The sequence below is a fragment of the Lysinibacillus sp. BNK-21 genome, assembly GCF_048684915.1.
Taxonomy (GTDB): domain Bacteria; phylum Bacillota; class Bacilli; order Bacillales_A; family Planococcaceae; genus Lysinibacillus; species Lysinibacillus capsici.
Map to the genome: position 1 here is coordinate 3690940 of NZ_JBLQTS010000001.1, position 14621 is coordinate 3705560.

Here is a 14621-nt window from a genome sequence, read left to right on the forward strand (position 1 = left end):
TCGCGAATTATTTATAATACTTTAAGAGTGCTTGTGTACCATTATCACCATAGCCTGCTGCGATTAATTTCTCATACATTTCATAGGCTAATGCAAGTCCTGGTAATGTTATGCCCATTTTGTTTGACTCGTCTAAAGCTATTTTCATATCCTTTACAAAATGTTTAATATAAAAGCCTGGCGCAAAATCTTCTTTTATCATACGTGGGGCTAAATTGCTTAAAGACCATGAACCTGCTGCACCTGAAGAGATCGATTGTAATACGGTAGGTAAATCTAATCCTGCCTTTAGTCCATAAGCTAGTGATTCACACACGCCAATCATACCAGAGGCAATAACAATTTGATTGCACATCTTTGCATGCTGCCCAGCTCCTGCTTCACCCTGATAAATTATATTTTCTCCAAATTGCTTCATAATTGGCAATACCTTGTCGTATGTGACCTGATCGCCACCAATCATGATAGACAAAGTGCCATTTTGAGCACCAATATCCCCACCTGAAACAGGGGCGTCTAAAGCCTCTACACCGATGGATTGAGCATACATATAAATTTTCTTTGCTAAAGATGGCTCTGAAGTCGTCATATCAATGACAATATTGCCTTGTTCTGCTGTTTGGAAGAGGCCATTTTCCCCAAAATATACTTCCTCTACATCTGAAGGATAGCCAACCATTGTAAAGGCAATTTCATGATTTTTAAATGCTTCAGCAGGTGAGCTTGCCCATGACGCCCCTAAGGCAACAAGAGGCTCTGCCTTTTCTTGCGTACGAGTATAGACGGTTACTTCATGACCATTTTTTAGTAAATGCTTAATAATACTAGCACCCATTACTCCAGTTCCAATAAATGCAATACGTTTCTTTGTCATATGTACATGCTCCTTTGTTCTAGAATGTCTGTACTCTCCGTGAGAGTCCAACTCTATATCTTTTCAGTTTAGGTGAAGGAATGAAATAATTCAAACTCTTCCCACAACTTGTACTAAAATTTATATGTAGGGCATATATACCGAATAAGCAAAAAAAGAGAGCAAGTGATTGGGGGATCACTGCTCTAAAGGGGGAAATGAGAATGTTGCTGTGTTCATAGTAAGTTATTCCCCATTGAAATGCATTTTAAACATATATGTTAAAATGTTTTTTACTCTGAATACTGGAACAATCTTTTTTAGTCTTCTTGATCTTTTTCTTCTTCAAATGCCATCTGTCTATAATAAGTATTCATTAACTGATCTAATCTGCGACTCAGTTGAATGGTTTTTGCATTTTGTAACCCGTTTTCTACACCTGAGCGAATCATCATCTCACGAGTTTGTTCCATTTGTTTCAAGAGTAGATTGACCATTCATACAACCCTCCACACACAAATAATCATACCATTATTATACATTTATATTTCATTTCTTACAGCATTAACTTACGACAATGTTCGACAAATTAACTTCTAGGTGTTTCAGTATAAGTATAGATAATTCGCCCATTTTGCTTGGCCTCACCTCTATAATGTTTAAATAATGGGTGTTTTACAAGAATTTCACGAAATTCGTAAAATTCTTCCTTTTGAATTTCAATACTTTCTCTTTCCCCATTTTGTAATTGTTTAAGCATATTTTCGTATTTTTCCATGAACTTTATTCCTCTCTTTGCCTCATTTGTGTAATAAATTATGAATTATTTAAAAAAAGCTTTACGTTTACCAATTTTTCATGCAAACTGTATATTATTAGTCGATGAAGGAGCTGACTGTCTGTGAAAATAGCTGAAGTTGGAAATATTATCGAGTTTAAAAATGGTCTCCAAGGTATTGTAGAAAAGGTAAATGAAAATTCGGTGATCGTTAACTTAACATATATGGAGAATTTTGATTCCCTTGAAATTGAAGAAAAAACGGTCGTCAATCATAAACGATATAAAATTTTATATACTAATGAAGCTTAATAGTCTGAATAGTCCCTATTTGTCTTAATAGATGATAAGGGACTATTTTTTTGATAAGATTAAGGTATGGAGGTCGAATATGCTAACAAATTCGAAACAAACAATACTATTTCTCCTTTCTTTATTATTCGTTTATGGTATGCTTGCTTTTACCTTTGCTAACCAAGCTGTATTTTGGTACATGTATGCATTCACTCTACTAGTATGTATTGCCATTGCCATCTTAGCTGGCTCCATTGAAGATCAATTACCTACTTGGCAATTTTTACTCTTTGGTATTGGATACGGTACCATCACATATGGTATTATTCGCTTTGGTTACTGGCTCGCTCCATATATTAATAATAACTTAGTACAATCCGTTCAAAAATTTTTAGCAAGCTACGGACCACAAAATATTTGGCACTATGTTTTACTAGTATTTATCGTTGCCATAGGTGAAGAATTATTTTGGCGTGGTTATATCCAACAACAGTTAAAACGTTTTATGCGCCCACCGCTGGCTGTCATAGTTACCGCAGTATTATGTGCTGTATCAATTGCCCTTAGCGGATTTATGCTTGGTGTCATTGCTGCATTGGTAACAAGCATTATTTGGGGCTTCTTATATGAATGGCGTAAAAGTATGCCACTTGTTATTGTAGCTCATGTCGTTTTTGTACTATTATTATTTTTAGTGTTGCCATTAACATCATAACATTAATATTTGGAAACATTTTATCTTTACTAACGTTTAATTTAGAAAAGGAGGGTTTTTTATGCAAAAAAAATTAGTTTCTATTCTTGCATTATTACTAACAGCCGTATTAGTTGTAGGTTGTAATACATCTGATAAAACAGGGGATTCAGATGCTCAACAAAATGAGCCATCAAATACTGCTGCCGATCAAAAACCATCTGGAGATGATACAGCAGGTGAATCAAATGAGGAAGAAGAAGATACACCTGCATCAAATGATACAAATACAGAGGATGCTTCTAAACAGCCTCAACAAGATGTAAAATACGTCCAAAATGGTGTAGATAAAACTGAAAAGGCAACTGAATCAGCAAGTGTTGATCAAAGCTATAAACTACAACAGCTTCCTGGTTTTACACTGACACAAGAAGAGCCTGGTAAAGACATGTTAGTGTCCAATGATGATGACGAAGTGTTTATGCGTATTGAAACAATTGAAGCTTCACAATCGAGCTTTGAAGAAGTAAAAACAACTATGCAAGATTATATGAACGCAGTGGGTGAAACAGTAGCTCTAACTGCTGAGGAATTAGCAGCATTTAAAGATGTTCAAAATATCGAGGGTTATGTTGTGGACTTCGACACTGAGAAAGTAATTGGGGTTGTCCTTGAGAAAGATGGTCTCATTACAAAATTAACTATTCATGATAATGATGAACAAGATTTAACAGATGCTATGCTTAATATGGCAGCAACTATATCTAAAAAATAATAAAATGCTAAGGACGATAGACATAGTCTATCGTCCTTCTATTTGATCACAAAAAAGTTGTCTCAAATCAATGAGACAACTTTTTTAATAAGATAGGTCTTTGATAGAAAGGCCAATTTTCTTCAATAACGTAATAGCTTGCTCTTTTTCTTCTGGGGATAGTACACTCATTAATTCATGCAAATGCTGTTCGTGTTTTGGGAACAGCTCTCCCATAAAAGCTTCACCTTCAGGGGTGATTTCTGCATACGTAACACGACGATCAGCAGGACAAGATACTCGTAATAAGTAACCTCTCTTCTCTAGCTTATCAATGACATACGTAATAGACCCACTGGCTAACAAAATTTTATTGCCAATTTGCTGTAATGGCTGTCTTCCTTTATGATAGAGAAGTTCTAGAACAGCAAATTCAGTTGGGTTTAAACCATTATCCTGAAATAATTGATGTGTTGTTTCATTAATTGCTTTTAGTGCACGTGATAATACAATATATAATTTTAAAGATTGTTTTAGATCTTCTGACGGCATATTCTTTTCCTCTCACTTCGCTCTTTATACATGACATTATAGCGACATTAGAAAAGCATTGTCAAAAGCAATATATGATTTAGAAGGTTTTGTTGTTCATTATGCAACCATTTTTACTTTCTTTATGTTACTAAATAAGCAGAATCTTTTGTGGATACTTCCATTGTATCCATCTGATTGAATGTGTAAATTGGAAACTGCAGATGGAAGCATGTCCCCTTCTGTAGTTCACTACTAACGCCAATTACTCCTTCATGTTCTTCAATCACCTTTTTCACGAAAGCAAGGCCCAGTCCTGTCCCTGTTGATTTTGTCGTGTAAAAAGGCTGGAATAGGTTTTGAAGTGTCGTGCTGTCCATGCCAACACCTTCATCTTTTATCATAAGTTCGACAATCGCACAGTCATTTGTTGCCATTTCGACGGTAATCGTACCACCATTATTCATGGATTCCATTGCATTTTTAATTAAATTCATCAGCACTTGCTTTAGTCGATTCTCGTTGCCGCCAATATAGACTTGATTAGAGGTTGAAATATACTGAATCATAATATTTTTCATGAGTGCATCTGGTAGCATAAACTCAATGACTTGCTTTACAATATGATCCAGTTCTAATAATTCCACTTTCATCGTTGTTGGCTTAGACAATACTAATAATTCGGATAAGATTTGTTCCATCCGTTGAAGCTCACTGTCAATAACAGAGAGATACATGCGTGATTCATCATCAGCATTTAATTTTAGTAATTCAGTAAAACCCTTTAAAGAAGTTAATGGGTTACGAATTTCATGTGCAATACTCGCTGCCATCTGTCCCACAACGTTTAATGCTTGCTGATGCTCAACTTTATGTTGAAGTTGCTTTTTCTCTGTTTCATCATTAATCACAGTGACAATAATATTATTGTATTCATCAAAAATACTTGAAATTTCATAATAGCAAGTTCTGCTTACTTGTGTTTCATCGACTACATGAATGCTTGCATGTTTTTCACCCATTAACTTAGAAAGGTAGGTTGTAATTTGCCCCTTTTTCAATGTAAATGAATCAAATATATGCTGATGCGCTTTATGAAGAAGCTGCGAATTTTCAACTTTCAGAAACATTTCCGCATATTTATTTAGCCCAAGAATAATACCACTAGCGTCACTAACAATAACAGCATAAGGTAAGTAATCGTAGGCATTAAAAGATTGCGCTCTCTCATGTGCTTGGCTAACATATAATTTATGGGCAACATCATCATTTAATGTTGAAATTTGCGCAACAATTTCCTCTGTATTAGGATCGTAAAAGCATTTGAAAGATAACATTTCGTAGTCATTTCCAACTGTGCGAATATTGAAAATTTCCTCTGAACGTAAATCATTTTGTAACTGTTTGACGAACTTAGTCCATTTAAAATTAGATGGCTCGTCCATAGCTAAATAGCCAATATAGGTTAAATTAAGATTGAAAAGATTGATAGCAGCCTCATTGACGTTTAAAATTTTCCCTGCTTTATTGAGTATAAGTGTTGGTGACGAAGTACTTTTCATAAGATTTCCAAAACATTGATTAATATCATTTTGCTTCAACTTTCTCACCGAACCTTTCAAAAGAGTAAAAAACCTCTAAAATCGAATTTTGAGCCTTTACTATACTTTATGACAGCACGATTCTATTATTACAAAATTTAGTAAATTTAAGTATTTTAAATTATTTCACGAACCGTTCACAAAATAAATAGGTAAAAAGAATTATATTGTATGTCAGATACTTGACTGATACAATAGGATGTTGAAAGGAAGATTATTGCATGAATACTATTTTAACTACTTTGAATGCAAAGTATATTCACACAAATTTAGCATTGCGCTATTTAAAAGGCGCAGCTTTACCGGAGTTTAATCCAATTATAGCAGAGTATACTATTAAAGACCCTGCTTTTAATATTGTATCAGATTTATTCCAAAAAAAACCTGATATCGTTGGATTTAGTTGCTATATCTGGAACATCGAAGAAACAATTCACGTTATCAAGATGTTAAAAACTGTCTGTCCAAATGTTAAAATTCTGCTCGGGGGACCTGAGGTTTCTTATGATTGTCACCATTGGTTACGTCGAATACCTGAGGTAGACTTCATTGTGATGGGTGAAGGAGAAACTTCATTTAAACAATTACTGCGCTATTTCCACGGTGAAATATTGTTAGAAGATGTTCCTGGTATTTGTTATTTAGAGGACGAGAAAGTCAAGATTCACGCTATGCCACCTAAAATTGATTTGCGCGAATTACCAAGTCCTTTTCGTTTTGAGGAGGATCTTCCCTATCTAGGTAAGCGAATTCAATATATCGAAACAAGCCGAGGCTGCCCATTTAGCTGCCAATTTTGTTTATCTTCTATTGAAGTTGGCGTCCGATACTTTAACCGTGAAAAAATAAAAGAGGATATTCGTTTCTTAATGGATAACGGAGCTCGAACAATTAAATTTGTGGATCGCACCTTCAACATCAGTCGTAGCTACGCAATGGAAATGTTCCAATTTTTAATTGATGAACACAAACCAGGTGTTGTATTCCAGTTTGAAATCACGGCTGATATAATGCGCCCTGAAGTCATTCAATTCTTAAATGATAATGCACCAAAAGGTTTGTTCCGATTCGAAATAGGTGTTCAATCTACGAACGATTTAACAAATACTCTTGTAAAACGTCGTCAAAACTTTGAAAAACTAAAGCGAACAGTTACTATGGTGAAAGATGGCGGAAAAATAGATCAACATTTAGATTTAATTGCAGGTTTACCAGAGGAAGATTACGCTAGTTTTCGTCAAACATTTAATGATGTCTTTGCAATGCGGCCAGAGGAATTACAGCTTGGATTTTTGAAACTTTTACGCGGCACAGGACTTCGATTAGAAGCCGAGAAGTTTGGCTATACCTATGTGGATCTATCTCCTTACGAAATCTTTTCAAATAATGTTCTAACATTTGATGATATCGTCCGTATTAAGCATGCAGAGGATGTTCTTGAAAAGTATTGGAATGATCACCGTATGGATCATACGATTGAATACTTGGTTACAGAGGTCTTTGATACACCATTTGATTTCTTCCAAAACTTCGGAACATATTGGGAAACAAAAGGTTGGTCTCGTATTGGTCATCAGCTAGAGGATTTATTCCGTCGTTTATTAATGTTTTTAGAAACGATTGATGATGTGAATTTAAACATTGTCCAGAGTTTAATGCAGCTTGATTACTTAATGGCTCAGCAGTTCCAACCACGGAAGCTATGGTGGAATGAGCGTCCTACAGAAGAGCAACAAAAAGCCCTTTATCACGCTTTACGAGAAGATCCAGCTATCGCAGGCGAGGAATTTGCTAACTTTAAGTTAACTGAAAAAGAGTTGTTTAAGCATACCTTGATTATCCCTCATGCTCTTGATTACCAAGAGTTTGCAAATGGCAAAATTGTACAAAAAAATGGCTATCTGTTAACCTATTTCCGACATGGTCAAGCACCTTACTTTGCAACAATCTACTCTAACTAATAAGAAACGCTAGTCCTGTCATAACTATCAGGACTAGCTTTTTTTATTACTTAAACGATTCTTAAATCCTCATAGTAACAATAAAGACTGCTAAATTTATTCCTTCTGCGCTTCATTGTTCGGTTAGTTAAGTACTCATAGCCAGCCTTACCAATATAGGTCAAATTCCTTAAATAAAGATTGATAAAACTTTGTAAAAAATGCCCAAAAAACAATCTATCTAATCAGGAAATAAAATTTTAAATTTTTTGAATATTTTATGACAAGATAATATTTTTTACTTTTATATGAGGTTTACGATGGAATTACTCCTTACTTAATGCCTCACATACTTTAAAAATTTAACCAATAATTACTCGTTCCTTCGGATAGTGGAAGCCTGATTTCTTTCCTCTTCCGCCACCCCCAAGAGTATAAAGGAATGATATTAATCCAACTCGACCAATAAACATTAAAATAATGATAATGATTTTACCAACCACTGATAAATCAGATGTTATGCCTAACGACATACCACATGTACCGAACGCTGAAGTAATTTCAAAAATAATTTGAATAAGAGATGCGTGTGGCTCTGTTATAAGCAAGATAAGGGTTGCAACTAATACCATGAAAAAGGCTAATAAAATTACGACAAATGATCGGAAGACATCAATCAAATGAATTTCTCGTCCAAATACTTGGATATCCTCTCTTCCTCTAGCAAAGGTAATTAAGAATAAAATGGCCAAGGCAAAAGTTGTGGTGCGAATACCTCCACCAACTGAGCTTGGGGAAGAGCCAATGAACATCAGGAAGCTCATGAATATATCTGTAGCTTCACTAAAAGTCGTGACATCGTAAGTAGTCAGTCCAGCTGATCTCGTTGATACAGAATGGAACATTGCTGAAAATAATGCCTCATGCCAAGACATTTCCTTAAAAGAATGGAATGATTCAAGGAGTAAAATGACAAGTGCACCAACTATAAATAAAATAGCGTATGTTGAAGTAGTGATTTTAGTAAATAAACTAAAACGGAAATTCTCGCGTCGATTAAGCAAAAAAGTCTTCAATTCAATTAATACCGGAAATCCGATAGCACCTAATACAATCAGTACCATGGTAACCATCTGTACAAAATAATCATCATGGAATGGGAGTAAGCTCATTCCCGTTATATCGAATCCTCCATTTGTCGTAGCAGAAATAGAGGCAAAAATTCCATGTAAAAAGGCTTCTTCTAATGTATCAAAATAATTGGTAAAATGTAGCGTTAAAATAATGGTACCCGTTAATTCAATGCCAAATAAAATTTTTAAAATTTCGCGGATTAATTTAACAACACCAGAGACACTGTACTGGTTATGATCAATCATGATTAACTGTCGCTCACGCATGCCTATTTTTTTCCCAACAAGCAGCCACACAAAGGTACCAAGTGACATAATACCAATGGCGCCTAACTGTAAAATAACAAGAATCATTACAAGCCCAAAGGTAGTATAGGTTTCCGAAATATTAATGGTTGTTAACCCAGTAACACTTACTGCACTTACTGCTGTAAACAAGCTATCTAAAAAAGAGACTTTTACACCTTCTTGATGAACGCCTGGAAGCCGTAATAACAGGAAGGAAATCGCTATCGCTATAAAATAATAAGAAACAAGTACCTGAAATGGTGTGACTAGTTTATTTGATGATTTTTTCCAAGGCACTTTAACAACTCCTCCCACATATGATGCCCAACTAGATAGATTATAGTATAGAAAAAATACATAAAAAAAGAAAGAGGAATAGTGATAACTATTCCTCCAACGTTCATCTACTTATTTTTTCTTTCTTACACCGACTAAATAGCCGACAAAAGCAATACCTACTAGAACAATCCAGAATGTTAACTCCCATGCCGTGGAATGTGGAAATTCTTTAGGCAATATTCCCACCTTCTCATGTGCCAATGTTAAGACCACTAGCTTCACACCTACCCAGCCAACGATTAGAAATGCCGCTGTTTCAAGTGAAGGGTAATCATTTAATATTTTTACAAACCATTGGGCAGCAAACCGCATCATAATGACACCAATAAATCCGCCAAGGAGCATCACAATGAACTGACCGCCATTGATGCCACCAATATCAAATTCACCTAAGTGTGGCAAAGTTACAGCAATTGCAACGGCTGCTAGCATCGAATCAATAGCAAATGCTATATCGGCAGCCTCTACTTTTAGTACTGTTAACCAGAAACCAGAACCCTTTTTTCCACCATTTTCGGTTGCTGCTTCTTCTTCATCTTTATGTTTTCGTAAATCATATATATTTTTCGCAGACATAAATAATAGATAAGCTGCACCGACCGCTTGTATTTGCCAATAATTCACTAAAACTGTAATAACAAATAATGCGGAGAATCGGAATATCAATGCTCCAAATAGTCCATAAAATAACGCCTTTTTTTGCTGCTCTTGTGGTAAATGCTTCACCATAACAGCCATTACTACCGCGTTATCAGCTGCTAGTAATCCCTCTAATACAACAAGGACAATTAACACCCAGCCATATTGTAATAAAATCGCTTCCATTCTAGTGCCTCCTCTAAGCTCTCTATACCCTCAATGACCCTGTCATTCAAGTATAAAAGAAAAAAACCCCTGCCCTAATTCAGGCAAAGGTCTCGCTAAGTAAATTCGTACCCTTTCTATTTATGGTACTTCAATCTACACGTCATACGTATAGAGCCATTCACTATCACACCCGATGGTTGTACCATGTCTTGACGAATGTGAAACCAGGGAAAGTTAATTACCTGTTAGCTACTCCCCTTTGACAAATTGTCGAAGGTATCTTCTTTCAAATATTATAGCACTATCATTTACAACTGACAAAAATATCTATATGTTTTTTTCGTTACTTAATCTGAATTTGATAGCTCTTCTCTTCCTTATGTGCTAAATAAAACTCAATCATTTTTGGCATCGTCTGTATAAAATCAGGGCATGTAATACCACCTTTTTGTAAGATATGATGTGCTTCAGTCGTATCAAATGAGGCATTCCATGTTAAATAATCTAATGTTTCTTGTTCGACACCTAATTTTTTTCGAATAAATGGAATCTGCAATGAAAGCTTAGCCAATGTAAATGGTAAACGTCCTTTTGGATAAGAATTTGTAACTAGTTTCACCATTGTACGGTATACCTCCTGTACAGGGTGAGGATTAGGATCAGTTAAATGAAGTGTCTTCCCTTCTGCACTCTGTTCACTAACCAGAAAAGTAGAAGCATTTATAATATAATCAACTGGCACTACATTAATTGTCGATGAAGTTTGACCAATGTACGGAATAAAAGGTAAACCCTTTAAACGTTCAACTAAGTTTAAGAAGAAATAAGGACCATCAAATTTAATGGTTTCACCAGTTTGGGAATGACCACGAACAATTCCAGGTCTAATTATTGTCAATGGTATTTCCGATTTTAAATCTTCTACTCGGTGCTCAGCCTCATATTTTGTTTCCTCATAGTGGTTTTTAAATGCTCTTGGTCGGATTAATTCATTTTCACGCAGTATGCCCTCACGTGTACCAGCCACATAGGCAGTGCTGAAATACATATAGCGCTGTATATTTGGTAAGGTGCGAACAAAATCATTAACCATTGTTGTACCATGAACATTTACCTTCCAGGCAATATCACGTGGTACAGCTAAATCATAGATAGCAGCTAAATGCCAAAGCACTTCAATTTGCGGTACAATTTCTTTGATGATTTGATTTTCTAATCCAAGGTTTGGTAGTGTAATATCGCCTTCCACAATTCGAATCGAACAGTCAGGAAAATCCTCTAATATTTTGTTTTTTTCTTTATGTGCCTTTATGGTTTCACCAGCCAATACGATGGTAATTACTTGTTGTGCTTGTTTCTTTTGAAATAATGCTCGAATTAGTTGACTCGAAATGAAACCAGGAAAACCTGTAAAAAAATGAACCTTCATCTCACATTCCCCCTTGACCCTAGTGCATCTTTCTTGTATCTTTATCCATTAAACTGTAAATGATCGGTACAATATACAGCGTCAGTAAAGTTGAGGTCACAAGCCCTCCGATAACAGCAATCCCCATTGGCTGATTCATCTCGGTCCCTTCTCCAATGCCCAGTGCGAGTGGTAAAAGCCCTAAAATAGTTGTTAAGGCTGTCATTAAAATTGGACGAAGCCGATCTTGGGTAGCAAGTAAAATTGCCTCATAAGCTGGCATGCCCATTGCCTTTTGCTGATTAATATAATCTACCAGCACAATACCGTTATTTACGACTATTCCTACTAGCACTAGGATACCGATAACTGAGGTTACACCAATTAAAGTATTTGTTAGGAACATAGCTATCGCCACACCAATGATCATTAATGGGACAGTAAACATGATAACAAACGGATATTTAAATGACTCAAATTGAGCTGCCATCACAATATATACAAGCACGATGGCTAGCATCACAGCTAGTAACATATCATCAATTGCACTATCATAGAGCTCTCTGTCCCCACTGAAAACAATTTGAGTAGTAGATGGTAAATTAACTTGTTCTAATGCTTTATCTACTTTTGCAGAGATTCCTCCCAACGATTCCTTTGTTTCATAATCTACAAAAAAGGCCACTGCTGCTGCTTGATCAGAACGACGAATGGATACCGGCCCCTCTTGTATAGAAACAGTAGCCACTTCCTCTAATTTTACAAATAATCCTGCAGGCGAACGCAGCTGCATGGCTTTTAAAGCATCTATACTCGTATTAAATGACTGCCCAAAACCTGTATAAACGGGTAATACTGCGCCGTCATCAGTAATCAATTGGGACGTTAATTGACCTTTTGTCATTTGATTTACAGTTTGAGCGATTTGTGCTGGAGCAAAACCATAGTCTTTTGCTTTTTCACGATTAACCTCAATTTGAATCTCTTGAACAGTATTATCTAAATCCGTAGAGACATTTGTCACTTGCTGAATCGCTAGTAGTTCCTGCTGCACTTTCTTAACAGTTTGCTGTAGCCTCTGTTCATCGGAATCTGTTAAACGGAATGTTAAGGTGTGTGGTGACGATCCTGTAGCTGTCGATACATTAAATGTAATTTCAGCTTGCTCTTCAAGCTCTCCCTGTATATCTTGTTCTAGCTCTTCTACAAATTTAAAAATGGAACGTTGCCTTTCTGCTAATGGGACAAGCTTTACATATATCTCAGCTTGGTTGGCGCTAGTTTGTCCACGTGCTTGGGATTGTTGTGTACCGCCAATTAAACTAACATACACATCTACATCCTTTTCCTGCTTTAAACGTTCCTCAATTTGCTTAACAATCTTTTCTGTTTCTGATACAGCGACACCTTTTTCAAGATTGACACTTATAGAGGTGAATCCCTCATCTGTAGGCGGTAAAAATTCAGTACCTATTCTAGTCAGTCCAAACAAAGAAAGACTAAAGCAAACCACTGTAAAAAGCAGTATAAGCATTCGATGCTTTAGTACCCATACAATTGATGCCTTGTAATGCCTATAAAAACGTGATTTACTGCGTTGTACATAAAAATTATTGTTTTTCATTTTTAAAAGTCGACTTGCTAGCATCGGAACGACTGTAAGCGCAACTACTAAAGATGCAATTAAGCTGAATGAGATTGTTAAGGCAAACTCTGTAAATATTTGACCAATCAATCCTTCGATGAACATAACAGGAATGAATACTGCTATTGTGGTTAAAGTAGAAGCTGTAATGGCAAGGGCTACTTCCTTTGTTCCTTCCTTTGCTGCAGTTATCGGGTCCTTTTCTAGTCCTAGATGTCTTTCTATATTCTCAATAACGACTATGGCATTATCCACAAGCATACCAATTCCAAGTGCCAGAGCACCTAATGTCATAATATTGAGGGAAAAATCCGCAAAAAACATCAAAACAAATGTGACAATAACCGAGTAAGGAATCGCAATACCAATAATGATCGGACTCTTTACACTACGTAAAAAAACAAATAGGATGAACATCGCAAATAATCCACCTAAGAGTAAGGAAGAGCCAATATTACTAATCGCTAAATCCACATAATTACCTTGATCAATTAAAATATCTGCTGTGATACCTTTATACTGATCTTTCTTTAGTAATGTCTCTAAGGCCTTCTGGAAATCCTTAGAAACCTCTGCCGTATTTGCACCAGATTCCTGTAATACAGACATAAGAACTGCTGGATGCTCATTTGCTCGTGTTGTGGTAATAGATTGTTGTTCTGTCCTCTCAACGGTTGCAAGATCACCAATGGTTAATGATTTGCCCGTTAAAGGGTCCACCGAAACAATTAAATTGGCAATACTTTCCGGAGAAGATAATGTGCTAACTATACGTGTTGTTAGCATTTTGCCATCATCTGTTGAAACAGGCTCACCAGGAAGAGACACATTATTCGCTTGAACTATTTGCATCACGTCTGTCTGAGTCAAGCCTTTTTCAACTAGCTTTGCTTCATCCAATTCTATTTGGATTTCATCAATCAATTTGCCAGAAACATTCACACTGGCAACACCCTCTGTCCGTAGCAGTTCCTTCTCTAAGTGCTCTGCTAATACACGTACATCTACTTGATTATTTTCCGCACGTAAAGACAGCTGAATAATAGGAAATTGAGACGGATCAAATTTTAGGAAACTAGGCTTGCCAGCATCATTAGGCAATGGGGTCATATCAATTCGCTGTAAAATATCAAGTTGGACAACATCCATATTTGTGGACCAGTTGAACTCAAGCACAATTAAATTGGAGCCTTCCTGGGAGGTTGACTGGATTTTTTTGATACCAGGTAAGGTGGCAAGTGTAGCCTCTAATGGCTTCGTTATCTTTTCATTTACCTCCGTCGGGCTTGCCCCAGGATAAGAGGTGACAACCACTCCAATAGGAGGATTTAACTCTGGAATTAACGTAATCGGTATTTTTAATAAAGATACACCGCCTAGTATGATGACAAAAAGCATAGTAACAATCGTAAAGACAGGTCTTTTAATAGAAAAATGACTAATATTCATATAAACAAACCCCTTTTCTACCTCTTCCTTTCTATGATAGCCGAAAAGGAGATTATTTTATAAATAAGCTCCCATTATTGAGATACTATCTCTAAGGAAACTTATAT

13 protein-coding genes are annotated in these 14621 nt (G+C 36.0%); 4 read left to right on the forward strand and 9 right to left on the reverse strand.

Features of this window, described 5'->3' with window-relative positions; translation table 11 throughout:
- Positions 1 to 7 precede the first annotated feature (7 nt).
- The 3 genes from ACMGGO_RS18785 to ACMGGO_RS18795 all read right to left on the reverse strand — a co-directional run bounded on the left by ACMGGO_RS18785 (position 8) and on the right by ACMGGO_RS18795 (position 1631).
- On the reverse strand, positions 8 to 874 hold the full coding sequence (locus ACMGGO_RS18785; protein ID WP_048391994.1) for an NAD(P)-dependent oxidoreductase: 867 nt from the start codon (positions 872 to 874) through the stop codon (positions 8 to 10).
- 299 nt (positions 875 to 1173) lie between these two features.
- Complete coding sequence (locus ACMGGO_RS18790; protein ID WP_004224595.1) at positions 1174 to 1350, reverse strand: aspartyl-phosphate phosphatase Spo0E family protein; 177 nt, start codon at positions 1348 to 1350, stop codon at positions 1174 to 1176.
- Between the two features lie 92 nt (positions 1351 to 1442).
- Positions 1443 to 1631: a hypothetical protein gene (locus ACMGGO_RS18795; protein WP_048391995.1), complete on the reverse strand. Its 189-nt coding sequence runs from the start codon at positions 1629 to 1631 to the stop codon at positions 1443 to 1445.
- Positions 1632 to 1754: 123 nt separating this feature from the next.
- Here ACMGGO_RS18795 and ACMGGO_RS18800 point away from each other — a divergent pair, with 123 nt between their 5' ends.
- From ACMGGO_RS18800 to ACMGGO_RS18810, 3 genes are all read left to right on the forward strand, one after another.
- The gene (locus tag ACMGGO_RS18800; protein WP_004224583.1) at positions 1755 to 1943 is read left to right on the forward strand and encodes a YkvS family protein; all 189 of its coding nucleotides are present in this window, start codon (positions 1755 to 1757) and stop codon (positions 1941 to 1943) included.
- Between the two features lie 79 nt (positions 1944 to 2022).
- Positions 2023 to 2640: a CPBP family intramembrane glutamic endopeptidase gene (locus ACMGGO_RS18805; protein ID WP_004224581.1), complete on the forward strand. Its 618-nt coding sequence runs from the start codon at positions 2023 to 2025 to the stop codon at positions 2638 to 2640.
- A 61-nt stretch (positions 2641 to 2701) separates the two neighbouring features.
- Positions 2702 to 3394: a hypothetical protein gene (locus ACMGGO_RS18810; RefSeq protein WP_048391996.1), complete on the forward strand. Its 693-nt coding sequence runs from the start codon at positions 2702 to 2704 to the stop codon at positions 3392 to 3394.
- A gap of 84 nt (positions 3395 to 3478) precedes the next feature.
- Here ACMGGO_RS18810 and ACMGGO_RS18815 read toward each other — a convergent pair whose 3' ends face one another.
- Together ACMGGO_RS18815 and ACMGGO_RS18820 are read right to left on the reverse strand one after the other, a co-directional pair.
- A complete protein-coding gene (locus ACMGGO_RS18815) occupies positions 3479 to 3925 on the reverse strand; it encodes a MarR family winged helix-turn-helix transcriptional regulator (RefSeq protein WP_004224579.1) in 447 nt (148 codons plus the stop codon).
- 122 nt (positions 3926 to 4047) lie between these two features.
- The gene (locus ACMGGO_RS18820) at positions 4048 to 5466 is read right to left on the reverse strand and encodes a PAS domain-containing sensor histidine kinase (protein ID WP_231595608.1); all 1419 of its coding nucleotides are present in this window, start codon (positions 5464 to 5466) and stop codon (positions 4048 to 4050) included.
- Positions 5467 to 5726: 260 nt separating this feature from the next.
- Between ACMGGO_RS18820 and ACMGGO_RS18825 the strand changes: the two genes are divergently transcribed.
- Complete coding sequence (locus tag ACMGGO_RS18825) at positions 5727 to 7466, forward strand: B12-binding domain-containing radical SAM protein (RefSeq protein ID WP_048391998.1); 1740 nt, start codon at positions 5727 to 5729, stop codon at positions 7464 to 7466.
- Positions 7467 to 7807: 341 nt separating this feature from the next.
- Here the strand turns inward: ACMGGO_RS18825 and ACMGGO_RS18830 are convergent, their stop codons facing one another.
- From ACMGGO_RS18830 to ACMGGO_RS18845, 4 genes are all read right to left on the reverse strand, one after another.
- Positions 7808 to 9163 (reverse strand): TrkH family potassium uptake protein, encoded by a 1356-nt coding sequence (locus tag ACMGGO_RS18830; RefSeq protein WP_054549806.1) that lies wholly within the window; start codon positions 9161 to 9163, stop codon positions 7808 to 7810.
- Between the two features lie 111 nt (positions 9164 to 9274).
- The gene (locus ACMGGO_RS18835) at positions 9275 to 10030 is read right to left on the reverse strand and encodes a TerC family protein (protein ID WP_054549805.1); all 756 of its coding nucleotides are present in this window, start codon (positions 10028 to 10030) and stop codon (positions 9275 to 9277) included.
- Positions 10031 to 10355: 325 nt separating this feature from the next.
- Complete coding sequence (locus ACMGGO_RS18840) at positions 10356 to 11441, reverse strand: SDR family oxidoreductase (protein ID WP_269898988.1); 1086 nt, start codon at positions 11439 to 11441, stop codon at positions 10356 to 10358.
- A gap of 19 nt (positions 11442 to 11460) precedes the next feature.
- A complete protein-coding gene (locus tag ACMGGO_RS18845; protein ID WP_420282123.1) occupies positions 11461 to 14514 on the reverse strand; it encodes an efflux RND transporter permease subunit in 3054 nt (1017 codons plus the stop codon).
- Positions 14515 to 14621: the final 107 nt, after the last annotated feature.

Excerpts from the sequence above, each read along its gene's own strand:
- ACMGGO_RS18840 (WP_269898988.1), bottom strand. The coding sequence starts at position 11,441 with ATGAAGGTTCATTTTTTTACAGGTTTTCCTGGTTTCATTTCGAGTCAA.
- ACMGGO_RS18825 (WP_048391998.1), top strand. The coding sequence starts at position 5,727 with ATGAATACTATTTTAACTACTTTGAATGCAAAGTATATTCACACAAAT.
- ACMGGO_RS18835 (WP_054549805.1), bottom strand. The coding sequence starts at position 10,030 with ATGGAAGCGATTTTATTACAATATGGCTGGGTGTTAATTGTCCTTGTT.
- ACMGGO_RS18845 (WP_420282123.1), bottom strand. The coding sequence starts at position 14,514 with ATGAATATTAGTCATTTTTCTATTAAAAGACCTGTCTTTACGATTGTT.
- ACMGGO_RS18820 (WP_231595608.1), bottom strand. The coding sequence starts at position 5,466 with ATGAAAAGTACTTCGTCACCAACACTTATACTCAATAAAGCAGGGAAA.
- ACMGGO_RS18815 (WP_004224579.1), bottom strand. The coding sequence starts at position 3,925 with ATGCCGTCAGAAGATCTAAAACAATCTTTAAAATTATATATTGTATTA.
- ACMGGO_RS18790 (WP_004224595.1), bottom strand. The coding sequence starts at position 1,350 with ATGGTCAATCTACTCTTGAAACAAATGGAACAAACTCGTGAGATGATG.
- ACMGGO_RS18805 (WP_004224581.1), top strand. The coding sequence starts at position 2,023 with ATGCTAACAAATTCGAAACAAACAATACTATTTCTCCTTTCTTTATTA.
- ACMGGO_RS18810 (WP_048391996.1), top strand. The coding sequence starts at position 2,702 with ATGCAAAAAAAATTAGTTTCTATTCTTGCATTATTACTAACAGCCGTA.
- ACMGGO_RS18795 (WP_048391995.1), bottom strand. The coding sequence starts at position 1,631 with ATGGAAAAATACGAAAATATGCTTAAACAATTACAAAATGGGGAAAGA.
- ACMGGO_RS18785 (WP_048391994.1), bottom strand. The coding sequence starts at position 874 with ATGACAAAGAAACGTATTGCATTTATTGGAACTGGAGTAATGGGTGCT.